At 62.7% G+C, this 23,860-nt stretch carries 19 protein-coding genes; 4 read left to right on the forward strand and 15 right to left on the reverse strand.

Annotation, left to right across the window (positions count from 1 at the left end; all coding sequences use genetic code 11):
• From AC1DM5_RS34925 to bcoG, 10 genes are all read right to left on the reverse strand, one after another.
• Nucleotides 1-880: CocE/NonD family hydrolase (locus tag AC1DM5_RS34925; RefSeq protein WP_477976812.1), on the reverse strand; the 880-nt coding region annotated here is incomplete at its 3' end.
• Between the two features lie 57 nt (nt 881-937).
• Nucleotides 938-2,569: an ABC transporter ATP-binding protein gene (locus tag AC1DM5_RS34930; RefSeq protein WP_477823906.1), complete on the reverse strand. Its 1,632-nt coding sequence runs from the start codon at nt 2,567-2,569 to the stop codon at nt 938-940.
• Nucleotides 2,562-3,389, reverse strand: a complete 828-nt coding sequence (locus AC1DM5_RS34935; RefSeq protein ID WP_477976814.1) for an ABC transporter permease — start codon at nt 3,387-3,389, stop codon at nt 2,562-2,564. Before AC1DM5_RS34935 ends, AC1DM5_RS34930 begins: the two co-directional genes overlap by 8 nt.
• Nucleotides 3,386-4,393, reverse strand: coding sequence for an ABC transporter permease (locus AC1DM5_RS34940; RefSeq protein ID WP_477976816.1), 1,008 nt, complete (start codon nt 4,391-4,393; stop codon nt 3,386-3,388). Before AC1DM5_RS34940 ends, AC1DM5_RS34935 begins: the two co-directional genes overlap by 4 nt.
• 97 nt (nt 4,394-4,490) lie before the next feature.
• Nucleotides 4,491-6,080, reverse strand: a complete 1,590-nt coding sequence (locus AC1DM5_RS34945) for an ABC transporter substrate-binding protein (RefSeq protein WP_477823909.1) — start codon at nt 6,078-6,080, stop codon at nt 4,491-4,493.
• A 121-nt stretch (nt 6,081-6,201) separates the two neighbouring features.
• Nucleotides 6,202-6,984, reverse strand: a complete 783-nt coding sequence (locus AC1DM5_RS34950) for a carnitinyl-CoA dehydratase (protein ID WP_477823910.1) — start codon at nt 6,982-6,984, stop codon at nt 6,202-6,204.
• 6 nt (nt 6,985-6,990) lie between these two features.
• Nucleotides 6,991-9,045 carry an acetate--CoA ligase family protein gene (locus AC1DM5_RS34955; protein ID WP_477823911.1) on the reverse strand — a complete coding sequence of 685 codons (2,055 nt, stop codon included), beginning with the start codon at nt 9,043-9,045 and terminating at the stop codon, nt 6,991-6,993.
• 3 nt (nt 9,046-9,048) lie between these two features.
• On the reverse strand, nt 9,049-10,209 hold the full coding sequence (locus AC1DM5_RS34960; protein ID WP_477823927.1) for an acyl-CoA dehydrogenase family protein: 1,161 nt from the start codon (nt 10,207-10,209) through the stop codon (nt 9,049-9,051).
• Nucleotides 10,210-10,219: 10 nt separating this feature from the next.
• The gene (locus tag AC1DM5_RS34965; protein ID WP_477823912.1) at nt 10,220-11,710 is read right to left on the reverse strand and encodes a carnitine 3-dehydrogenase; all 1,491 of its coding nucleotides are present in this window, start codon (nt 11,708-11,710) and stop codon (nt 10,220-10,222) included.
• 7 nt (nt 11,711-11,717) lie between these two features.
• Nucleotides 11,718-12,620: a 3-dehydrocarnitine:acetyl-CoA trimethylamine transferase BcoG gene (bcoG, locus tag AC1DM5_RS34970; protein ID WP_477823913.1), complete on the reverse strand. Its 903-nt coding sequence runs from the start codon at nt 12,618-12,620 to the stop codon at nt 11,718-11,720.
• 107 nt (nt 12,621-12,727) lie between these two features.
• Here bcoG and AC1DM5_RS34975 point away from each other — a divergent pair, with 107 nt between their 5' ends.
• On the forward strand, nt 12,728-13,711 hold the full coding sequence (locus AC1DM5_RS34975; RefSeq protein WP_477823914.1) for a GlxA family transcriptional regulator: 984 nt from the start codon (nt 12,728-12,730) through the stop codon (nt 13,709-13,711).
• On the opposite strand, the gene AC1DM5_RS34980 is transcribed toward AC1DM5_RS34975, so the two are convergent.
• Nucleotides 13,686-14,561, reverse strand: a complete 876-nt coding sequence (locus tag AC1DM5_RS34980; RefSeq protein ID WP_477823915.1) for a LysR family transcriptional regulator — start codon at nt 14,559-14,561, stop codon at nt 13,686-13,688. The genes AC1DM5_RS34975 and AC1DM5_RS34980 overlap by 26 nt on opposite strands.
• A 113-nt stretch (nt 14,562-14,674) precedes the next feature.
• On the opposite strand from AC1DM5_RS34980, the gene AC1DM5_RS34985 reads away from it, so the two are divergent.
• Nucleotides 14,675-15,580 carry a DMT family transporter gene (locus tag AC1DM5_RS34985; protein WP_477823916.1) on the forward strand — a complete coding sequence of 302 codons (906 nt, stop codon included), beginning with the start codon at nt 14,675-14,677 and terminating at the stop codon, nt 15,578-15,580.
• 89 nt (nt 15,581-15,669) lie between these two features.
• A complete protein-coding gene (locus tag AC1DM5_RS34990) occupies nt 15,670-17,712 on the forward strand; it encodes an oxidoreductase (RefSeq protein ID WP_477823917.1) in 2,043 nt (680 codons plus the stop codon).
• A 54-nt stretch (nt 17,713-17,766) separates the two neighbouring features.
• Here AC1DM5_RS34990 and AC1DM5_RS34995 read toward each other — a convergent pair whose 3' ends face one another.
• The 4 genes from AC1DM5_RS34995 to AC1DM5_RS35010 are packed head-to-tail and all read right to left on the reverse strand — an operon-like array spanning nt 17,767 to nt 22,752.
• Complete coding sequence (locus AC1DM5_RS34995; RefSeq protein ID WP_477823918.1) at nt 17,767-18,288, reverse strand: sarcosine oxidase subunit gamma; 522 nt, start codon at nt 18,286-18,288, stop codon at nt 17,767-17,769.
• Nucleotides 18,281-21,214: a sarcosine oxidase subunit alpha family protein gene (locus AC1DM5_RS35000; RefSeq protein ID WP_477823919.1), complete on the reverse strand. Its 2,934-nt coding sequence runs from the start codon at nt 21,212-21,214 to the stop codon at nt 18,281-18,283. The genes AC1DM5_RS34995 and AC1DM5_RS35000 overlap by 8 nt, the downstream gene beginning before the upstream one ends.
• On the reverse strand, nt 21,211-21,489 hold the full coding sequence (locus AC1DM5_RS35005; protein WP_477823920.1) for a sarcosine oxidase subunit delta: 279 nt from the start codon (nt 21,487-21,489) through the stop codon (nt 21,211-21,213). The genes AC1DM5_RS35000 and AC1DM5_RS35005 overlap by 4 nt, the downstream gene beginning before the upstream one ends.
• A 12-nt stretch (nt 21,490-21,501) precedes the next feature.
• Nucleotides 21,502-22,752, reverse strand: a complete 1,251-nt coding sequence (locus AC1DM5_RS35010; protein ID WP_477823921.1) for a sarcosine oxidase subunit beta family protein — start codon at nt 22,750-22,752, stop codon at nt 21,502-21,504.
• Between the two features lie 88 nt (nt 22,753-22,840).
• Here AC1DM5_RS35010 and AC1DM5_RS35015 point away from each other — a divergent pair, with 88 nt between their 5' ends.
• Entirely contained in the window at nt 22,841-23,800 is a 960-nt protein-coding gene (locus AC1DM5_RS35015; RefSeq protein ID WP_477823922.1) for a GlxA family transcriptional regulator, read from the forward strand.
• Nucleotides 23,801-23,860: the final 60 nt, after the last annotated feature.

The raw sequence follows: 23,860 nt of genomic DNA on the forward strand, positions 1-23,860 counted from the left end.
GCAGCCAGCGGTTCCACCAGGCGATCGCTTCGCCATGGAAATCGGCGCGCGGCTTTGGAAAGGCGAAATGCGGATATTTGTGAACCCAGGGACCAATCAGCGCCTTAGCTCCTGTCCCAAGCCCCGCGATCGCCTTCAGCGGCGTATTGCGATAGCCGTCGGCCCAGCCGGCAATCACCAGCGCCGGGATCTCGACGCCTGAGAAATCCTCGCAGATCGAACCGTGTTTCCAGAACGCGTCGCGTCGCTGGTGGCTAAGCCACTCCTCCATGAAGAAGGGCTCGTTTTCCAGCCGCTCCAGCCACATGTCCTTCCAGCGATCACCGGCGATCGCAGGATCGGGCGGGCGAGACTGGTAGCCGAGCATGGTCGCGGCCCAGGAGAGCTGTGCGGAAAGGTGACAGCCGTTCTTGTAATGGATGTCGTCATTGTAGCGGTCGACGGTGGAGGCGATCGAGATGACGGCCTTCAATGCCGGGGGTCGAAGGGCYGCGACCTGCAGGCTGTTGAACCCGCCCCAGGAAATGCCCATCATGCCGACCGAGCCGTTGCACCAGGGCTGGGCGGCGATCCAGGCGATCAGTTCGCAGGCATTGGCAAGCTCAAGTTCGGTATATTCGCCATCGATCACGCCTTCGGATTCGCCCGAGCCGCGGATGTCGACACGCACCCCGGCAATGCCGGCGGCRGCAAAGACCGGATAGGTCGACTCATCGCGCAGGCTCGTTCCATCGCGCTTGCGATAGGGCAGGAATTCGAAGACGGCCGGCACCGGATCGGCGTCCGCACCGTCGGGCATCCAGATGCGTGCGGCAAGGCGTGTTCCGTCACCGAGCGTGATCCACTGGTTTTCGATCGTCATGAAGGAGCGTTGGCTCATGGTTCTCCTTGGAAGCAATCTTTCAGGCGGCTGAACGCAATCGGCCGCCATGATGGTTCAGTTTCCGGCACTTTCCATCCGGCGGGTGGTCAACACCTTTTCCAGCCAGCCGATCTCCATTTCCGGGACGGATTTCAGGAGCAGGTCGGTGTAGTCGTCGAAGGGCGGCGAGAGCGCCTTCGACTTCGGGCCGAAGCGCACGAGCCTGCCGCGATGCATGACCGCGACACTGTCGGCAATGGCCCGCACGATGGCGATGTCATGGGTGATGAAGATATAGGAGAGTTTTTCCTCTTCCTGCAGGCGCAGCAGCAGCTTCAGGATGCCTTCTGCCACCAGCGGGTCGAGGGCCGAGGTCGGCTCGTCGCAGAGGATGAGCTCGGGTTTTGCGGCCAGCGCGCGGGCAATCGCGACGCGCTGCTTCTGGCCGCCCGAGAGTTCTGCCGGGTAGCGGTTCAGGAATCCGTTGCCCATCTCGATCTGGTCGAGCAATTCCTTCACGCGGTTCGTTTTCGTGGATCCCCTGAGGCCGTAGTAGAAGGTCAGCGGCCGACCGATGATGTCGCGCACGGTCTGGCGTGGGTTCATCGCCGTGTCGGCCATCTGGTAGATGAGCTGGATGCGGCGCAGATCGTCGCGTGGGCGGTGCCTGACGTCGGCGGTCAACGGCTTGCCGGCAAAGGAGATCGTCCCGGCGCTAGGTGCCAAGAGCCCGGTTATGGCGCGGGCGAGCGTCGATTTTCCCGAGCCCGATTCACCGACGATCGCTAGTGTCTGTCCCCTCGGCACATGCAGGCTGACATCGTTCAGGACCTTGAAGCCATTGGAATATTCGGCACTGACGTTTTCGACCTTCAATAAAGCGTCGGACTGGTCGGTTGCTTCCTGTCGCAAGCTCTGCCGGACATTGACGAGGGCGCGGGTATAATCCTCCCGCGGCTCTTCGATGATCTGCTGAACACTGCCATATTCCACTGTCCGGCCATGGCGCAGCACCATGATGTCGTCGGAAATCTGGGCGACGACGGCAAGGTCGTGGGTGATGTAGAGAGCGGCCGTATGGGTCTCCTCGATGGCGTGCTTGATCGCTGCCAAGACGTCGATCTGGGTGGTGACGTCAAGTGCCGTGGTCGGTTCGTCGAAGACGATCAGTTCGGGGTTGGAGCAGAGCGCCATCGCCGTCATGGCGCGCTGCAGCTGGCCGCCCGAGACCTGGTGGGGAAAGCGCTCGCCAAAGCTTTCGGGATTGGGCAGGCCGAGAACGCCGAACAGATAAAGCGCGCGCTTGCGCGCCTCGTCCTTGCTCATCAATCCATGTTTGATCGAAGCTTCGACCACCTGATCGCCGAGCCGATGCGCAGGATTGAAAGCAGCGGCGGCCGACTGCGCGACGTAGCAGACCCGCGCGCCGCGGATTTGACGGATGCCGTTCTTGCCGAGCGCCAGGATATTGGCGCCGTCGAGCACCACCTCGCCGCCGGTGATTTCGGCTCCGCCCCTGCCATAGGCAAGTGCGGAAAGGCCGATCGTCGACTTGCCGGCGCCCGATTCCCCGATAAGGCCGAGAACCTTGCCCTTCTGCAGGTCGAAGGAAACCCCATCGACGATCGTCACGCGCTTTGGTGCTTCGCCGGGCGGGTAGCTGGTGGCTTCGATCTTCAGATTGCGAACGGAAAGAAGCTCAGGCATCGCCGCGCCCTCCCTTGAGGCTGGATGTGCGTTTTAAGAGCCAGTCGACGACGAGGTTGACACAGACGGCAAGCACGGYGATCGCCGTGCCCGGCACCAGCGCTGCGGAGATGCCGAAGATAATGCCGTCCTTATTGTCCTTGACCATTCCGCCCCAGTCCGCCGATGGCGGCTGGATGCCGAGGCCAAGGAAGGACAATGTCGAAAGGAACAGGATCGAGAAGGCGAAGCGCAGGCCGAACTCGGCAAGCAGCGGCGACAGCGTGTTCGGCAGGATCTCCCGGAAGATGATCCAGACCTTTCCTTCGCCGCGGAGCTTCGCCGCCTCGACGAATTCCATGACCGCAACATCGAGCGCCACGGCACGTCCGAGACGATAGACGCGGGTGGAATCGAGGATCGCCATGACGAGGATCAGGACGATGATGTTCTGCGGCAGGACAGCAAGCACCACGAGCGCGAAGATCAGCGTCGGGATCGACATCATCAGATCGTTGAAGCGCGACAGGACGGTGTCGATGAGGCCGCGCGAGACGGCGGCGGTGAAGCTTAAGATGACGCCGAGCGAGAAGGAGATGACGGTGGCGGAGGATGAGACCAGCAGCGTCGTGCGCGCGCCGTAGATCAGGCGCGAGAGAATGTCGCGGCCGAGATTATCGAGGCCGAAGACATATTGATCATCAGGCAACTGCCAGACGTCGCCGACGACCTGCGTCTCGCCATAGGGGGCGATCCAGGGTGCGAAGATCGCGAAGACGAAGGCAATGGCGATGCCAAACATGCCGATCCAGGCGGTGATGGGGATGTCTCGCAATCTCATCTTGGATGCCTCAGCCTGGGATTGGCGATGATGGCGAGAATATCGGCCATCATGTTGAGGAAGATGTAGACCGCGGCGAAGATCAGGCCGCAAGCCTGCACGACCGGCATGTCGCGCACGGTGACTGCATCGACCATATATTGCCCCATGCCGGGATAGACGAAGACCACTTCGACAACGACGACGCCGACGACGAGATAGGCGAGGTTCAATGCGACGACGTTGATGATCGGCGCGAGCGCATTAGGGGCGGCATGCTTGACGATCGCGCGGAAGGCGCTAAGGCCCTTCAGCGCAGCGGTCTCCATATAGGCCGAGGACATGACGGAGAGGATCGCAGCCCGCGTCATGCGCATCATGTGAGCGAGCACGACGAGCACGAGGGTCGCCGTCGGCAGCGCGATCGCCTTCAATCGCTCGACGAAGCCCATGCTATCGTAGACCGTCGCTGGAAACGTGGCCATGCCGAACTTCACGGCGAAGAACAGGATCAGCAGGTAGCCGATGAAGAACTCCGGCAGCGAGATCGCGGCAAGCGAGATGACGTTGATGATCTTGTCAGGCAGGCGGCCCCGGAAGTGCACCGAGACCATGCCGAGGCCGATGGCGAGCGGCACTGATATCACCGCTGCGAAACCGGCCAGAAAAAGCGAATTGCCGAGGCGTTTGCCGATCTGTTCGCTCACCGAATTCTTGCTGGCCCAGGAAGTGCCGAAATCACCCTGAACGGCGTTGCCGAACCATTCGACGTAACGCGTCGTGACCGGGCGGTTCAATCCGAGGTCCTGGCGAATATTGGCAACGGCCTGCGGTGTCGCCGACTGGCCGAGATAGGTGGTGGCGAAATCGCCGGGCAGGGCTTCCAGGCCGCCGAAGATCAGGATGGAAACGGCAAAAAGCAGGACGAGGCTGAGCATGAAGCGCTCGAGGATGAGGGCAAGTAGCGGAAAACGCTGCCGGAACCTGAGGCCGGGCAAGATATTGCTTGGGGCAGGATTGGTCATGGCGAGGACCTCGCGCTAAAACGTCGGGAGGACCGCGGGTTTTCATCCCACGGTCCCGGCTTCGTTGAAGATCGGAGGGGCATGCGCCCCCTTGCCATCAGGCGTCCAGCCAGACGCGCGTTGCGACGTAGCCGTTCGACATGTCGTTGCCGATGTCGTGGACATAACCCTTCACCTGTTTGGTGGAGGCGTTCACGAAGTCGTTGAACATCGGCAGGATCACGCCGCCCTCGTCGCGCACCGTCATCGCCATGGTGCGATACATGTCCTTGCGCTTGGCTTCATCAAGTTCGGAGCGGGCCTGCAGCAGCAGCTTGTCGAAGTCGGGGCGCTTGAAGCGGGTGTCGTTCCAGTCCGCCGTCGAGAGATAGGCGGTGGAATACATCTGGTCCTGCGTCGGACGCCCGCCCCAATAGGAGGTCGAGAAGGGCTGAACATTCCAGACATTGGTCCAGTAACCGTCGCCCGGCTCGCGCTTGACTTCGATCTCGATGCCGGCCTTCTTGCAGCTTTCCTGATAGAGGACGGCCGCGTCGACCCCGCCGGGGAAGGCGACTTCGGAGGTACGCAGAAGGACCGAACCGCTATGGCCTGATTTCTTGTAGTGGAAGGCCGCCTTGTCGGGATCGTAGACGCGCTGCTCGATGCCCTCGGGGAAAAGCGCATAGGTGCTGTTGATCGGGAAGTCGTTGCCGACCTTGCCGTAACCGCCGAGGATCTTCTCCACCATGGTCTCGCGGTCCATGGCGTATTTGAGCGCCAGGCGCAGGTCGTTGTTGTCGAACGGCGCCTTATCGCAGTGCATGATGAAGACGTAGTGGCCGCGGCCGGCGGTCGAGAGGATCTCGACATTCGGAGCGCGTTTCAGCAGATTGACCGTCTTCGGATCGACGCGGTTGATGTAGTGGACCTGGCCGGACGACAGTGCCGCGATGCGGGCGGTGGCGTCGTTCATGCCGATGATTTCGATCGAATCGACATAACCCCGGTCCGTGCGCCAATCGTCCTTGTTCCTCTCGAAGGTGGCGCGGACGCCGGGCTCGAAGCTCGTCATCTTGTAAGGGCCGGTGCCGATCGAGGCCAGCGGATCGTCGACGCCGCCATTCGGCTGGATGACCAGATGGTAGTCCGACAGCAGCAGCGGCATGTCGGCATTGCCTTCGGAAAGCGTCAGCACGAGATTGCCGCCGTCGGCCTTGATCTCCTTGATCGAACCGAGAACACCGAGCGCGCCGGATTCCGACTTCGCGTCGGTGTGACGCTTCAGCGTCGCAACGACGTCGTCGATGGTCAGTTCCTTGCCATCGTGGAACTTGACCCCCTTGCGGATCTTGAAGGTCCAGGTCGCGGCGTCCTTCGAGGGCTCCCAGGATTCGGCAAGCGACGGCACGGCAGCACCCGTCAGCGGATCGGATTCGACCAGCATGTCGCCCCAGCAGCGGCCGATGCAGAACATGACCTGCGACAGGAACTTCGCCGGATCCTTCGAATCGGTGGCTGCACCACCCTCCAGGCCAAGCTTCAGATGACCGCCACGCTTCGGTTCGGCGGCCTCGGCACTTTCGGTAAAGAGCTTGTCGGCAACAGCAAGCGTCAGGCCGGCTGCCATGGCGCGTCCCAGGAATTCGCGGCGGCTGAGGCCACCGGCGGTCACCCGGCTTGCGAGATATTTCGTGTAGTCGTTCATTCCCCTTCTCCTTCTTATGGTGCGTTGACTTCGGTTTTTGGGCATGATCCCCGAACGGTTTCCTCTTCCGTTCGTGGTGCCCGCACGCTTGCGGGAAGATGATGCGGTTGCCGCCGCCTTGTTACCGTCCTTTCCAGTTAGGGGTTCGTTTCTCGGCGAAAGCCCGTGCGCCTTCCAATTGGTCCTCGCTCGAATAAAGTCGGTCGACTGTCGCAAACTGCCGTTTGGTGATTTTGTTCATGGCAGTCTGGAAGGTCGAACCCTCCGATTCACGCACGATTTCCTTGATTGCCGCGTAGACGAGCGGCGGTCCGCTTTCGAGCAGACGGGCAAGATCCCAGGCCCGCTCCATCAGCTTGTCCGCTGGCAGGATTTCGTTGACGAAACCCCAGCGATGCGCCTCCTGGACGTCAAGCCAGCGGCCGGTCAAAAGCATGTCCATGGCGATATGATAGGGGATGCGCTTTGGCAGCTTCACCGAGGCGGCATCAGCAACCGTGCCGGAGCGGATTTCCGGAAGGGCGAAGGTCGCATGTTCGGCTGCGAGGATCAGGTCGGCGGAGAGCGCGATCTCCAGCCCGCCGCCGCAACAGATGCCGTTGACAGCACAGATGACCGGCTTGTTGAGATCGCGCAGTTCCTGCAGCCCGCCGAAACCGCCGACACCATAGTCGCCGTCGACCGCGTCGCCTGCTGCGGCAGCCTTCAGGTCCCATCCGGCACAGAAGAATTTCTCGCCCGCACCGGAGATGATCGCCACGCGCAGCGAAGGGTCGTCACGGAAATCACGGAAGACCAGTCCCATGGCGCGGCTGGTGGCAAGGTCGATGGCATTTGCCTTCGGCCGGTCGATGATGACTTCCAGCACTGCGCCAACCTGTCGGGTGCAAATGGGGTCGCTCAACCTATGCTACCTCCTTCGCCGGATCAGGGCATCGACTGCGGCAACGCCGCGACTTTCGGGAAGAACCATCAATGGATTAATGTCGAGTTCCTCCAGCCGTGCCGCATTCATTACGACATAATCTGCCGCCCGTGCGACAGCCGTCACGGTCGCTTCGAGATCGCCTCTCGGGCGTCCGCGATAGCCGTCGATCAGCTTTGCGATCTTCAGGCGTGAAATTGCCTCTGAAATATCCGATCTCGTCGTCGGTAGCGGCAAAATGACGGAATCTTCCAGCAATTCGACGAAAATCCCGCCGGCGCCGAGCGTCAGCGACAATCCGAAAACCGGGTCGCGGGAGGCGCCGACAATCAGCTCGGCGACGGGACGGTCGATCATCTGCTCGACCAGAAAACCGCTCGTCGCAGCCATCTTTGATGCGGCGTCCGATACGGCTCTGGCATCCTTCAGGTTGAGTACGACCGCTCCTGCTTCGGTCTTGTGCGCGACGCCGAGCGCTTTCAGGACAACGGGAAAGCCGATCCGCTCAGCACAATCTGCCGCCTGAAGGGGCGTACTCGCAATCAGGCCTTTGGGTATCCGAAGGCCTGCGAGGTTGAGTTCCACCTTGGCATCGGCCTCCGTCAGCGTTTCGACCGCGCCTTCAACGGACCACACATTGAGAAGCGGAAGGGGAGGCGGTTTGCGCCAGGCATGGCCGATGCCGGCTGCGACTTCCGCGGCAATCAGGGTTTCATCGATGCCGCAGAAGGGAACGACGCCCTCGGCGATCAGGTGGCTGGCGATAGCCTCCGGCATGGTCTCGGGCAAGGTCGCCAGGATCCCGGCGAGTGCGCCTGTCGCAGAGGCCGCGGCAATGACGGCATCCGCCGTCGTCACCCAGTCGGCTGTACTGCACCGGTCGGTGCGGGGAAAATCGAGGACGACGAGATTAAGGGCGTAGCCACCCTCGAACATGGCAGTGAAAGCCTCTGTCTGGCGCGCGAGATCGCCCCACACGAACGTGTGGTAGTCGAGCGGATTTGAAAGCGCCACCATGTCGCCGAGGATGCGTCTCAGACGCGGCAATTGCCTTGGTTCGAGGTCCCGGAACGTGACGGCGCGCCCGATTGCAGCATCCGCCATCAACGAGGCCTCGCCGCCTGAACAGCTCATCGAGGAGATCAAAGGGCCTGGCAGCGGTCCGGCGACATGCAGGAGCTTCAGCGTTTCAAGCAGCGTCGACAGCGTTTCGACGCGGCCAAGGCCGAGGCGGGCAAGCACTGCATCGGCCAGGGCATCGCCACCGGCAAGCGATGCGGTATGGGAAAGCGTTGCCTGTCTTGCCTGTTCGGACCGGCCGACTTTCAGCACGACAACAGGCTTTTTCGTCAGGCGGGCGGTGGCGGCGAGGCGTTCGAGCGCGGCTGGATCTCCAAAGCCTTCGACATGCAGGCCAAGTGCCGTCACGCGCGGGTCGGAAAGCAGGCCACAGGCGACGTCGGACAGCGAAGTTTGCGCCTGGTTGCCTGATGTCACGACATAGGCGATCGGCAGGCCGCGCGTCTGCATGGTCAGGTTGAGCGCTATATTCGACGATTGGGTCAGGATCGCCACGCCGCGTTCGACGCGCGTCATGCCGTGCTGGTCGGGCCAGAGCAACGCGCCGTCGAGGCCGTTGATGAAGCCGTAGCAGTTCGGCCCGAGGATCGGCATGTCGCCTGCGGCGGCAATCAGCGCCTGTTGCAGGTCGGCGCCATCGGCAAGTTCCGCTACGGCCTCGCTGAAGCCCGAGGCATAACAGACTGCGCCGCCGGCGCCAGCCGCCGACAGGCTGCGAACGATCTCGATGGTCAATGTCCTGTTGACGCCGACGAAGGCCGCGTCTGGCGGAGAGGGCAGTTCGGAAACGTTTCTGTAGCACCGCCGCCCGAGGACCTCATCGAGCGTCGGATGAACGGGCCAGATCTTACCCGCAAACCCCATCCGGTCGCACTGTTCGATCACCTGGCGCGCCTCGCGGCCGCCGAAGACGGCGATCGTTTGTGGTCTGAACAGGCGCTCGAGCGGGCGCGACGTCATCGGCTACGCTCCCAGAGGCCGCAGGAGATCGCGGCTGATGATATGGCGCTGGATCTCCGATGTGCCGTCCCAGATGCGCTCGACGCGTGCATCACGCCAGAACCGGGCGAGCGGCAGGTCGTCCATCAGGCCCATGCCGCCATAGATCTGGATCGCCTCATCCGTGACGCGGGCAAGCATTTCAGAGGCGTAGAGCTTGGCCGACGCGATTTCGCGATCGGAGGATAGGCCGGCATCCAGGCGCCATGCCGCCGAAAGCGTCAGCCAGTCGGCTGCGTCGATCTCCGTGATCATGTCGGCAAGCTTGAAGGAGACGCCCTGGTTGGCGCCGATCGGCCTGCCGAACTGCTTGCGCTCGGCGGCATAGGACAAAGCCATGTCGAAGACGCGCCGCGCCCGGCCGACGCAGGTGGCGGCGACCGTCAGCCGCGTGCCGTAGAGCCACTGGTTGGCAAGCTCGAAACCGCGATGCAGTTCGCCAAGCACCTGGGACTGCGGAATACGGCAGTCGGCAAAGCTCAGGGTGCAATTGTGATAGCCGCGGTGGGAGACGGAATCATAGCCTTTGAGAATTTCGAAGCCCGGCGTGCCGCGATCGACCAGAAATGCGGTGATCTTCTTCTTGAGGCCCTTTGGCGTTTCCTCCTCGCCGGTTGCGGCAAAGACGATGATGAAATCGGCGGCATCGGCATGCGAAATGAAATGCTTGGTGCCATTGAGGACGAAATCGCTGCCGTTGCTGCGAGCGGTGCATTTCATGCCGCGCATGTCGGAACCGGCGTCCGGTTCGGTGATCGCCAGCGCGTCGATCTTTTCTCCGCGCACGGCAGGAAGCAAATAACGTTCGCGCTGCTCGCCCTCGCAGGCCATCAGGATGCCCGAGGGACGGCCGAAAAAGACTGTCAGCGCCATGGAGCCGCGGCCAAGCTCGCGCTCGACCAGCGTGAAGGTGACATGGTCGAGGCCGGCGCCGCCGGCCTCTTCGGGGAAATTGCAGGCATAGAAGCCGAGGTCGATGCATTTGCGCCGGATCTCAACGGCGAGATCCGGCGGAACGATGCCGGTGCGCTCGACTTCGTTCTCATGCGGATAGATTTCGGTTTCGACGAAGCCGCGGACCGTCTCGACGATCATTTCCTGTTCTTCGCTGAGGCCGAAATCCATGACGATCTCCTTATCGTTTCTGGCCGACATGGCGGCCGGTCCCATCAGGGGGAGGCAGCTTTGAGTGAGCCGCGGCAATAGCATTCGCCTTGTCGAACACGGCGGCTGGCGCAGGGGTCGCCTTGCCGGCCCCGGTATCGACATGCAGCAGCATCTGCTCGGCAGTGGCGAGCACGGCGCCGCTCTCGGTGTCGCAGATGGTGTGGAAGAGGTGCAGCCGCTTCTCATCGACTGCGAGGATCTGGCAGGTCGAATGGATGGCCTGCCCGAGCTTTGCCTCGCCGAGATGGCGGATATGGGTCTCGACCGTATAGTAGCTCTGCCCGGCCTCGACATAGGCAAGATCGACCCCGATCAGGCGCAAGAGCGCGTCGGAGGTGTCGCCAAAGACCTGCAGGTAGCGATGCTCCGTCATATGGCCATTATAGTCGACCCAGGCGGGGCTCACCTTCGTCTCGACGAGCTTCAGGGGCTCTGTGGGATCGGCAGGAGCGGTTTTCCCACCGCCTGCGGCCCAAAGGGCACGTTCGAAATCCTTTAGCAATTCGCCAGCGCCCCAACCCTTGCCGTCGTTTCCAGCCTTCAGCGCCTGCAGGATGCCGACGAGGTTTTCGTCGCGGATGCGCTCCAGAGCGCGGATTGAAAGGCCGGCAGCCTGTTCGTCGGACTGTTTTCCGATCTTCTCGATCAGCGCTTCGTCGAGATCGACGACGTCGGTAAGCTTTGTCCAGGGCCAGGCGAGACACGGGCCGAACTGGGCAAGGAAATGGCGCATGCCAGCCTCGCCGCCGGCGATGCGATAGGTCTGGAACAGGCCCATCTGCGCCCAGCGCAGTCCGAAGGAATAGCGGATGACGTCGTCGAGCGTCTCGACGGTGCAGATATCGTCATGGATGAGCCAGAGCGCTTCGCGCCAGAGCGCTTCGAGCAGCCGGTCGCCGACGAAGGCCTCGATCTCCTTGGCGATATGGACGCCCTTCATGCCGATCGGGACCAGACGCTCCATCGCAGCCTCGATGGTGGCTTTCGAGGTTTTCTCGCCGCCGACGATTTCCACCAGCGGCAGCAGGTAGACGGGATTATAGGGATGGGCGACGAAGAGACGCTCGGGATGCTTCATGTCACGCTGCAGGTCGCTCGGCAGCAAGCCCGAGGTAGACGAGCCGATCAGGGCATCCGGGCGTGCGGCAGCATCGATCTCGTTCAAGACGCCGCGCTTCAGGTCGAGCCGTTCCGGCACGCTTTCCTGGATCCAGTCGGCACCGGAGACGGCCTCTTGCAGGGACTTTTCGAAGGTGAGCCGGCCGCGTGGCGGCAGCGGTGCGCCGGTCAGCATCCCATAGGCTTTTTCCGCATTGGCAATGACCTCGCCGACGATACGGCTTGCTTCCGGATGCGGATCGAAGACGCTGACATCAATGCCGGCAAGCAGAAAACGTGCAATCCATCCGCCGCCGATGACGCCGCCGCCGATACAGGCCGCTTTGGTAATCCCTGTCATTTCGCCCTCAGCGCTTCCTCAGATTCAGTTTCTTGCGGACGTCCTCAGGACCGATGATCCGCGCGCCCATGCCTTCGACCACCTGCACGGCCTTTTCGACGAGTTGCGCATTGGTGGCGAGGGCGCCCTTGCCGATATAGAGATTATCCTCCAGACCAACGCGGACATTGCCGCCCGCCAGAACCGCGGCAGCCGGATAGGCCATGGCGTTGCGACCGATCGAAAAGGCCGAGAAGGTCCAGCTATCGGGGACGTTGTTGACCATTGCCATGAAGGTGTTGAGATCGTCAGGGGCACCCCACGGAATGCCCATGCAGAGCTGGATGAGCACCGGATCCTCGATCAGGCCCTCTTCGGCGAGCTGCTTTGCAAACCACAGATGGCCGGTGTCGAAGGCCTCTATCTCGGGGCGCACACCGAGATCGGTCATTTTCTTCGCCATTGCCCGCAGCATGGCGGGCGTGTTGGTCATGACGTAGTCGCCGAGATTGAAGTTCATCGTGCCGCAGTCGAGCGTGCAGATTTCGGGAAGGCATTCTGCAACATGGCTGACGCGCTCGGTTGCCCCTGCCATGTCCGTCCCCTTCGCCTTTAAGGGAAGGGGGCTTTCGACGTCGCCGAAAATCAGGTCTCCACCCATTCCGGCCGTCAGGTTCAGCACCACATCGACGTCTGCCGAACGGATGCGGTCGGTGACCTCCCTGTAGAGGTCGTTGCGGCGGCTCGCGGCACCCGTTTCCGGATCGCGGACATGGCAGTGAACGACTGCCGCCCCAGCCTTGGCGGCGTCGATCGCGGAATCCGCGATCTGCTTGGGAGTAATGGGAACGTGGCTGGATTTCGAAACCGTATCGCCGGCACCGGTGACGGCGCAGGTGATGAAAACATCGCGGTTCATCGCAAGAGGCATGTTTGTTGTTCTCCCTCGTCTTGAGGGCATTACGCGCCAGGACGGGAGAGGATGCTTTGCATTTTCGGAATCGATCGATACATTATCGGAACACCAGGGAGGGGAGTTTGCTGGAGCGATCGACGGAACGGCTCGACATCGATCTTCTTGTCCTGCCGGACACCAACCTCATCCTCATTGCCTCTGTCATCGAACCGCTGCGCGGAGCAAACCGCATTTCCGGCAGCGAGCTCTACCGCTGGCGCATCTTTACGCCAGATGGAGAAGCGGTGCCGACAACCAGCCACATTGCCATACCGACGCAGGGAACGTTCCAGACCACGGCATCGGATACGCCGCTCTTCGTGCTGGCGAGCTACAACTGGCGGCAAAGCGCGACGGCGGGCCTGAAAATGCAGCTATCGCAGGCGGCACGCCACCGGACCATGATCGCCGGCATCGAATCCGGCACCTGGCTGCTTGCCGAAGCCTGCCTGCTCGACGGCTTGTCGGCGACCGTCCATTGGGAGGACTACGAGGATTTCGCGCTCGCCTATCCGCAGGTGTCGGCCGTCAAGGACCGGTTCGTCATCGACGGCAAGCGGCTGACCACATCAGGCTCGTTGCCGACCGTGGACCTGATGCTGGAGGTCATTCGGCGGCGTCAGAGCTATTCGCTGGCGCTTGAGGTCAGCCGGCTGTTCCGCTACGAGCAGCCATCCTTTCACGCCGACGAGGCGCTATCGGCAGGCTTGCGCATGGACGATCCACGGGTGGCCCACGCCGTGCGGCTGATGGAGGAAAATATCGAGCAGCCGATCGTGCTGGCACGGCTTGCACGCAGGGTCGGCATCAGCGCGCGGCACCTGCAGGATCTCTTCCAGGCGTCGATCGCTGCGCCGCCCCATATCCACTATCTTGCCCTCAGACTGAACGCGGCGCGGCGCAGGGTGATCGAGACGACGGCGTCCTTCGCCGACATTGCAGCCGCAACCGGCTTCAACTCGGCCTCCGCCTTCGCGCGAAGCTATAGGGCAAGCTATTCCGAAAGCCCTTCGGAAACGAGGCGACGGCTGAAGCGTCCGGTCAGGCCGTCGGAGGCGCGGCCATAGGCTGGAAGGCGTCGCGGACCATGTCGGCGAGTTCGCGAACCGCTTCGCTCGACCGGAATGTGTTGCGACGAAGAACGACCTTGGAGGAATCGACCGGCGGGAAGCCGTCCTCCGTCGTCAGTTCGCGGCAGCCGGGCGGGATATTGCTGCGCGACAGCGTCGTCACGGCAAGACCGGCCGTCACGGCGTTCTTCAGCCCGGAACTGGTGTCGGCAATGAAGGCGACCCGGTAATTGCGTCCGAGCTGGTGCAGCGACTTCAATGCAAACTCGCGACACCAGCTCGAGTCCCTGTAGGTGGCGATCGGCAGCGGGTCGATATCGTGCAGCCGGTGGACGATCGATGTCACCCAGACGGTCGGGTCGATGCAGAGCACTTCGCCACTCATTTGATCGCTCCAGTCGAAAACGACGGCGAGATCGAGCTCGTCGCGCTCGAGGGCGGCGATGTTGCGGACGGTATAGTCGCAGGAGACCGTGACTTCGACGGCGGGATGACGCACGGCAAAGGCAGCAAGTGCGGCAGGCAGCACCGTCTGGCTGTATTCCTCGGGGATGCCGATTCGAACCGGACCGCCGAGCGGCTTGCTGCGGATGGTGGCTGCGGCCTCGCTCAGGAGATCAATGACACGCCGGGCATAGGGGACAAGCTGGACACCCTGACGCGTAAGCACGACCCCTCGGGCGCCACGCTCGAACAGCGTTTCGCCGATCGTCTCCTCCAGCTTCTTGATTGCCGCGCTGATCGCAGACTGCGTCCTGCCGACGCGCTGGGCGGCTCCCGAGAAATTGGCAGTCTCGACCACGACAAGGAAGGTCCTAAGTAGATCGCTCTCAATGGGTTCGCGCATGGATAGCCATAGAAAAAATCGATGGTATCCATCTCTACTATTCGTTTGTCTTATGTCAACTGTGGGTGCAGAAAGGAGGGGCGTTTGACTTTCCTCCTTCGAGAATAACCTGCGTGACGATTGAAAATCCGGCCAGGCACCTGGGTGCCGGCGAGCGCGAGAAGGGCATCCTTCTCGTCATCGGGGCGACGCTTGCCTGGAGCGCCAGCGGGGTCTACTCGCGGCTCCTGACGACCGACGTCTGGACCGCTATTGCCTGGCGCTCGCTGTTCGGCGGGCTGTTCCTGCTGATCCCCTGCCTGTTCCTCGAAGGCGGGATTTCGCGAAAGCAATGGCGTTCGATCCTGCATCCGTCCGGTCTGGCGATGATTGTCTGCCAGACCGTCAGTCAGGGCTGCTTCATCGGGGCGCTCTATATGACCAGCGTTGCGAATGTGACGATGATCTACTCGACCGCGCCCTTCATCGCCGCCCTGTTCGGATGGATTATCCTGAAAGAGGGGGTCGCCCGACGCACGCTGATTGCCGGGGGCATTTCTCTTCTGGGTGTTGCGGTCATCGTTGCCTCGTCGATCGGCGGCGGGACCGGGCTCGGCGACCTGCTGGCGCTCGGCATGACGGTTTCCTTCGCGCTCGTCATCATCATTCCGCGCATCAATCCCGAGGTGCCGAGCCTGCCGCCGACTGTTGTCAGCGCCTTCCTGACGCTCGTCATCTTCGCCCCTTTCGGCTCGGTCGGCTCGCTCGATCTTCACAACTGGATCGTGCTGGCAGCCTTCGGCGCGACCAATTTTTCGCTGGCGCTCGTGCTTTTCCTGGCCGGGGCGAGGCGAATGCCGCCGGCCGAAGCCGCACTGATCGGAACAATGGAGATTGTGTTGACCCCGTTCTGGGTCTGGCTCATGTTTTCCGAACAGCCGCCGGTTGCCACCTTCTTTGGGGGTGCCGTCATCCTTGGAGCCGTGCTCTGGCACACCGCAATCGACCTCAGCCGCAGCCGGCGGGCGCATGCCGGCTAGAATGCGGCGTCGGCCGGATCGTCATTCGTTGCGGCATCGGCCAGAATAGCGGTTCGATTGCCACTCCCACCCAAGCGACGAGAGCGGATATGACCTCTAGAGATCCCCTGCTGCAGCCTTTCCAACTCAAGCACCTGACGCTGAAAAACCGCATCATGTCGACCGCTCACGAGCCGGCCTATTCGGAAAACGGCATGCCGACGGATCGCTACCGGCTCTATCACAGGGAAAAGGCGAGAGGCGGTATTGCGCTGACGATGACGGCGGGATCGGCGGTCGTCTCGCCTGACTCTCCGCCATCCTTCGGCAATCTCCATGCCTATCGCGACGAGATCGTGCCCTGGCTGAAGATGCTTGCCGACGACTGTCATGAGTTCGGTGCGGCGGTCATGATCCAGCTCACGCATCTTGGCCGCCGCACAGGCTGGAACAAGGGTGACTGGTTGCCGGTGCTGTCAGCCTCACCGATCCGTGAGCCGGCGCACCGGGCTTTCCCGAAAGAGGCCGAAGACTGGGACATCGAACGCATCGTTGCAGATTATGCGAGCGCTGCGCAGCGCATGCAGGAAGCCGGCCTCGACGGTATCGAAATCGAGGCCTACGGCCATTTGCTGGATGGTTTCTGGTCGCCGGCGACCAATCGGCGCGAGGACGAATTCGGCGGCTCGCTCGACAATCGCATGCGTTTTTCTGTCATGGTCACGCGGGCGGTTCGCGAGGCGGTTGGGCCGGATTTCATCGTCGGCATGCGCCTTGTCGCCGACGAGGACTGGGAGAAGGGACTGTCACGCGAGGAAGGCATAGAGATCGCCACACGATTCGCGCGATCCGGCGATATCGATTTTCTCAACATCATTCGCGGTCATATCGACAGCGATGTCGCGCTCACCGAGGTCATTCCGATCCAGGGCATGGCGTCTGCCCCGCATCTCGATTTTGCCGGCGAAGTGAGGGCGATAACCAAGTTCCCCGTCTTTCATGCCGCGCGCATCGGTGACGTGGCAACAGCCCGTCATGCGATCGCCGAGGGAAAGCTCGACATGGTCGGCATGACGCGCGCCCATATTGCCGACCCACATATCGTGCGCAAGATCGAGAGCGGCCAGGAGGCGCGCATCCGGCCCTGCGTCGGCGCCACCTATTGTCTTGACCGTATCTACGAAGGCGGCGAGGCACTCTGTATCCACAATGCCGCGACCGGTCGTGAAGGGGAAATCCCGCATGAGATCCCCAAGGCGGAGATCCGCCGCAAGGCGGTCGTGGTCGGTGCCGGACCGGCCGGTCTCGAGGCCGCCCGCGTGCTTGCCGAGCGTGGTCATGAGGTGAATGTTCTGGAAGCGACCGGAAAGGCCGGCGGACAGGTCAATCTGCTCATCCGCAATCCCCGACGCAAGGAGATGATTGGTATTATCGACTGGCGGCTGGCGGAACTGGAGCGGCTGGGTGTTTGCATGCACTATGATGTCTACGCAGAGGCAAGTGACGTCATTGCTCTTGAACCCGATCTCGTTGTCATTGCGACCGGCGGCATCGCACAGCAGCCCGAACTCGATGCAGGCGATGAGCTTGTGACCTCTTCCTGGGAAATCCTCGCCGGCGGCGTCAGGATCGCCGACACAGTACTGCTCTTCGATGACAATGGGGGACATCCGGGCATGTCGGCGGCTGAGGTGATTGCCAGAAGCGGCGCGGAGCTCGAGCTTGTGTCGCCCGAACGTTTTTTCGCGCCCGATATGGGGGGCATGAACCACGTGCCCTATGCCCGTACCTTCGCAGAACGGAACGTCAGGATCACCATCAACACGCGGCTCAAATCCGTCCGGCGCGACGGTAATGCCCTTGTCGCCGTACTCGGGTCGGATTTTGCGGACGGCGCACAGTGGGAGCGGCGCGTCTCCCAGGTCGTTGTCGAACATGGCACGCTTGCCAATGACGGGCCCTATCTTGAGCTGAAGCCGCTTTCGCGAAATCTTGGTGCGGTGGACTATTCCGCCCTGATCAATCGTCGGCCACCGCTGCCGCTGCGCAATAGCGAGGGGCGTTTCGACCTCGTGCGGATCGGCGACGCGGTTTCCAGCCGCAACATCCATGCCGCCGTCTATGATGCGCTGAGGTTATGTTCGTTGTTTTGAGCTCTTGACCATGGGCCTGGCTTTTGTGTGTCTATGTGACCTCAGGGCCTGCGCTCAGGCCGCCGCGACGTGTTCGAGCATCTCGTAGAGATCTTCGGCAAAGCTGCGCAGCACCGTGAGCTCGAAGCGCGTCGCCTGCGTGCGCGTCAACTGGACGGAGACATATCCGAAAAGTGTGACGGCCGATTGGCCGACGGGGAAGGCGGCGGGATCGAGGTCGACCGCCGTTCCCCGAGTGAGCAGGTCCGCAGCGCGGGGACCGGAAAGAGCGATGCGGATGCGGCCATGGCTCTGATCGCAGACGAAGCCTCTGCCGCGCAAATGATCAGCAAGGAGCGCGATACGCGAGGGCGGCAGGCTTTCCTCGCCTGTTATATACCATTGCTGATAACCGGCCGCGCGCGCAGCGCTCGTTGCCAGTCCAGCGGCAGAGAGCGCGTTGGCGAGGCTATCACCGTCGATTGCGCCCATGACATGCAGGAGGTGGCCTTCCGGCAGCGGCTCCAGCCGGATGCCGGAGCCTTCAACTGTCGCCTTGCCAGCGAGGGCCGGCTTGTGTTCTGGACGTTCAGGCATGGAGCTTCTCGTTGTCGGGATCGATGAAGACGGGACTGCAGAGCATCGCGTCGGTGAATTCGTTTCTCAGGCCATTCCAGACCAAGACCTTTTCGCCTATGCGCTCCGGCCCGCGCTTGACGAGCGCAAGGCCGATCGTATGGCCAAGACTCGGGGAGAAGGCACTCGAGGTCACATAGCCCTGGTCGTTTTCAAGGGTCGCGGCCGCATGCTCGGCAAGGATATGGGAACCGGTGCGGAAGCTCGTCGCTGGATCGAGCGGCTTGACACCGACGAGACGGGGGCGGTCCTCGGCCTGTAAACCTTCGCGGGTGAGCATCGCCTTGCCGATGAAGTCGGGCTTGGTGGCCGAAACCATGCGGGCAAAGCCGAGATCGCCTGGCGTAACCGTTCCGTTGATCTCGGCATGGGTGACATGGCCCTTCTCGATGCGCATGACCCCGAGCGCCTCGGCACCATAGGGGCAGATGCCGTGCTTTTCACCCGCTTGCATGATCCGGTCGGCGACCCATTGGCCGTAGCCGCCCGGCACGGCGAGTTCATAGGCGAGTTCGCCGGAGAAGGAGATCCGGAACAGTCGTCCTTCGAGCGAGCCGCCGAAGAGCGAGACCACGCGGGCGCTCATGAAGGGAAAGCCGGCATCGGAAATATCCTCGTCGACGATCTCGGAAAGGATCGCGCGCGATTTCGGGCCGGCGACCGCCATCTGCGCCCATTGGTCGGTCGAGGAGGCGAAACGGACGTCGAGTTCCGGCCAGAGCGTCTGGGCGCAGAATTCGAGATGGGTCAGCACGCCGGCGGCGAGTGCCGTCGTCGTCGTCATGAAGAAATGGTCCTCGGCGAAGCGGCTCGTCGTGCCGTCGTCGTAGATCATGCCGTCCTCGCGCAGCATGATGCCGTAGCGCGCCCGGCCGACCGGCAGCTTGGCAAAGCCGTTGCAGTAGACGCGGTCGAGGAAGGCAGCGGCATCCCTGCCGAAGACCTCGATCTTGCCGAGGGTGGAGACGTCGCAGATGCCGGCATTCTGCCGGATGTTCAGCACCTCGCGGTCGACGCTCTCGCGCCAACTCGTCTCCCCCGCACGTGGAAACCAGGAGGAGCGGTACCACAGCCCGGTCTCGACGAAGACGGCGCCATTCTTCTTGGCCCAGCCATGTAGCGGTGACCTGCGCACCGGCTGGAAATGACGGCCGCGCGAGCCGCCCGTCAGCGCGCCGAAGGAGACAGGCGTATAGAAGGGACGGAATGTGGTCGTGCCGACTTCGGCAGGCGACACGCCGCGGGTCTCGGCCAGGATGCCGATCGCATTGATATTGGATAGCTTGCCCTGGTCGGTCGCCATGCCGCTGGTCGTATAGCGTTTGGCAAGCTCGACATGCCCATATCCCTCGCGAACGGCAAGGCCGAGATCTTTGAGGTGTACGTCGTTCTGATAGTCGACGAAGGCCTTGCCCTTTCCGCCCTTGACGGACCAGAGCGGCTTTGATGCTGCCTCGGTTTCTTCGACGGGCGCGAAGGCGGCCACGACCTTGACGAAGCCGATCGCCTGCAGCGCCTCGACGGCCTTGGCCGCGCCGTCGCCGAGGCAGGCTTCCATCGAGCCGAGCCCGGCCGCGGAGCCGGCGATCGACAGGCCCTGCTGGCGTTCCGGCGCCAGGAAGGCTGCCCTTTCCTCCGACCAGACCGGCTTTGCGCCGCGATGGCAGGCAAGCTGGATGATCGGGCTCCAGCCACCGGACATGGCAAGTGCGTCCGCCTCGATGTGCTGCGTTGCCGAAGCGGTCTCGATCGTGACATGGCGCAGGCGTTTGCCGCCATGCGCGTCGAGCACGCGGCTGCCGTTCACCACGCGGGCGCGTCCGGACCAGGCATTGTCAGTTGCATCGCGGCTGTCGACGATGGCGGCGACATCGACACCGGCGGCTTCGAGCGCGGCCGCTGTGCGATAGCCGGACGCATTGCTGGTGAAGATCACAGTGCGGGCGCCGGGCGTCACCGCCTGGCGGCCGAGATAGCTGTGCATCGCGCCGGCCATCATCACGCCTGGAATATCGTTGCCGCCGAAGACGAGCGGCCGCTCTTCGGCGCCCGAGGCGAGGATTGCCTGTTTAGCGATGATACGCCAGAGGCGCTCGATGGGCCGATGCGGATCGGGCAGTGCCACATGTTTCTGCACACGCTCGACGGCGCCGAAGACATTGTCGTCGTACCAGCCGACGGCCGTGGTGCGTGGCAGGAGACGGACATTCGGCAGGCCCTCGAGTTCGTCGAGCATGTCCTGCAGCCCGGTGCCGTTTTCGAGGAGCAGACTGCCGCCGAGCGCGAAATCTTCGTCGGCAAGGATGACGCGGGCACCAGCGCGTCCTGCCGTCAGCGCCGCTGCAAGGCCGGCAGGCCCCGCGCCGATGACGAGCAGGTCGCAGTGAGCCCAGCATTTCTCGTAGGAATCCGGATCCGGTTCGTAGGAAGCCTTGCCGAGGCCGGCGGCCTTGCGGATCAGCGGCTCGTAGAGCTTTTCCCAAAGGGCGGCCGGCCACATGAAGGTCTTGTAGTAGAAGCCGGCGCTCAGGAAGGGCGACAGCAAGCCGTTGATGGCGCCAATGTCGAAGCCGAGCGAAGGCCAGCGGTTCTGGCTGCGGGCGATGAGCCCGTCATGGAGTTCGATCATCGTGGCACGCGTATTGGCCTCCGTGCGGCCGCCGGTGCCCGTCGTGACCAGCGCGTTGGGCTCGGCCGCGCCCGCCGTCAGGATGCCGCGCGGCCGGTGATACTTGAAGCTGCGGCCGACGAGCTGGATGCCGTTGGCAAGAAGGGCGGAGGCGAGCGTATCGCCGGGATGGCCGGCCAGTTGTCTGCCATCGAAGGTAAAGTTCAGCGTGCTCGATCGGTCGATCCGCCCACCGCCGGGAAGCCGCGAACTCGTCATGCCGCACCTCCGAGCTTGGCAAGCGCGGCATCGCTGACGGTGTGAACGGCATGGGTGACGGTGTCGCGCTCGACGATCAGCCAGCGCCGGCAGCCGGAGGAATGGTGCCAGTACTCCTTGTGCCATCCCCTCGGATTGTCCCGCAGATAGACGTAGTCGTACCAGGCGTCTGCACCGGCATCGGCTGCCGGCCGGGTCAGGCTCGCATCGCCCCGGATGGTGAATTCCTCCTTGGGACGGATGCCGCAATGAGGGCAGGAAATCAGGCTTGCCATAGCATCACGTCCTCAATGCAGGTTGGGCTGGGCGCCAACGCCCTTTTCATCGATCTGATAGCCGCGCCGAAAACGGTCGAGACGCAGTTCGCGCGCCGTCTCGTGTTGCTCGTTGCGGGCGATCAGATGGGCGTAGCAATAGCCGGAGGCGGGTGTTGCCTTGAAGCCGCCGTAGCACCAGCCAGCATTCAGGTAGAGATTGTCGATATGGGTACGGTCGATGATCGGCGAGCCGTCCATGCTCATGTCCATCACGCCGCCCCAGCTGCGCAGATATCTGACCCGCGTCAGCGATGGGATCATTGCCACGCCGGCTTCGGCGACGTGCTCGACAGTGGCGAGATTGCCGCGCTGGGCATAGGAATTGTAGCCGTCGATATCACCGCCGAAGACGAGGCCGCCCTTGTCCGACTGCGAAACGTAGAAATGGCCGGCGCCGAAGGTGACGACGGTATCGATGAAAGGTTTCAGCCCCTCGGTGACGAAGGCCTGCAGCACATGGCTCTCGATGGGCAGGCGCAAGCCCGCCATGTCGGCGACCACGGTGGAATTGCCGGCGGCAGCGAGCGCCAGCTTGCCGCAGCCGATGAAGCCCCTGGTGGTCTCGACGCCTGTCACCCTGCCATTCTCGCTGCGAATGCCGGTGACCTCGCAATTGGTGATGATGTCGACGCCGCGGCTGTCGGCGCCGCGGGCATAGCCCCAGGCGACCGCATCGTGGCGCACCGTGCCGCCGCGCGGCTGGCGGAGGCCGCCCATGACGGGGAAGCGGGCATTGTCGAAATCGAGGAAGGGCAGCATCTTGCGGACCGCTGCCCGGTCGAGGAGCTCTGCATCGACGCCGTGCAGGCGCATGGCATTGCCACGCCGTGTATAGGCATCGCGCTGCGCATCGGAATGGAAGAGGTTCAGCACGCCGCGCTGCGAAACCATGGCATTGAAGTTGAAATCCTGTTCCAGCCCTTCCCAGAGCTTCATCGACAACTCGTAGAAGGGGTTGTTGCCGGGCAGCAGGTAGTTTGACCGAATGATCGTCGTGTTGCGGCCGATATTGCCGGAGCCGAGATAGCCCTTCTCCAGCACGGCGACATTGGTGATGCCGAACGTCTTGGCGAGATAATAGGCCGTCGCAAGACCATGGCCGCCGCCACCCACGATGATGACGTCATAATGCGGCTTCGGCGAAGGCTGGCGCCAGGCAGGCGCCCAGCCATTGTTGCCGCGAAGCCCGTTTAAGAAGATGGAGAGAGCGGAATAGCGCATGGATAGATCCGGTGGGAGCTGGTGCCATGATGCCAGAAAGGCGAGGTGTGACTTGCCTGTTTAGGACATTTATCGATAAGAAAGGGACATGGCGTCTATCGAAGCAAAAAACCTGCATTCCATCGGCTTCATTCTTCTGCCGGGATTTGCCCTGATGTCCTATGCCTCGGCGAGCGAGCCGCTGCGCGCAGCCAACCTGCTTGCCGGGCGGGAAATCTACCGTATCTCGTTCTTTTCGCCGGAAGGCGGGGCGGTGTTGTCTTCCGGTGGCGTACCGGTTCCGGCCGCGCCGCTTCCCGGTCGCGGTTTTGGGCTCGGCACTGTCTTCGTCTGTGCCGGCGGTTCGCCGCGCGACTGGCACTATCCGGCCGTGCTTTCCTGCATACGGCAGCTCGCGCGCGAAGGCGTGCGCATCGGCGGCATTTCGGGCGGCCCCTATCTGCTGGCCGAGGCCGGGCTGCTGACAGGCCGTGACTTTACAATCCATTGGGAGCATGCGCCGGCACTTCTCGAAGCCTTTCCCGACCTGTCGCCGCGCCAGGCGCGTTTCGTCGTCGACGGCAACCGCATTACCTGCGGCGGCGGCATTGCGCCGCTCGACATGATGCATGCGCTGATCGCCGAGCGCATGGGGCCGGATTTCGCCCGCCGGGTCAGCGACTGGTTCCTGCATACCGAGGTCGGTCAGCCGACAGCACCGCAGCGCGCTTCGCTTGCAGAGCGCTACGGCGTGCACCATCCGGGTCTGCTGAGCGTCCTGGAGAAGATGGAGGAAACCATCGAGATGCCCCTCAATCGTGCAGCCATGGCCCGCATTGCCGGGGTGACACCGCGCCATCTCGACCGCCTGTTCGCCGCTCACCTCGATACGACCTTCCTCGAGCAATATAGACGCATCAGGCTGCAACACGCCCGAAGGCTTATTGAGCAGAGCCCGCTGTCGATCTCCGAGATCGCCATTGCGACAGGTTTTTCCGGCGCTGCGCATTTTTCACGCCTCTTTCGCGGCCTCTACGGCACCAGTCCGAGTTCAGTCCGCAAGCTCTGACTTTCTTCACGGTTGAGAAGATTTCACTCTGACGATAGGATACTTGGAAAGAGAGTGCGC

The sequence above is a fragment of the Rhizobium sp. 01T437 genome (assembly GCF_056398505.1).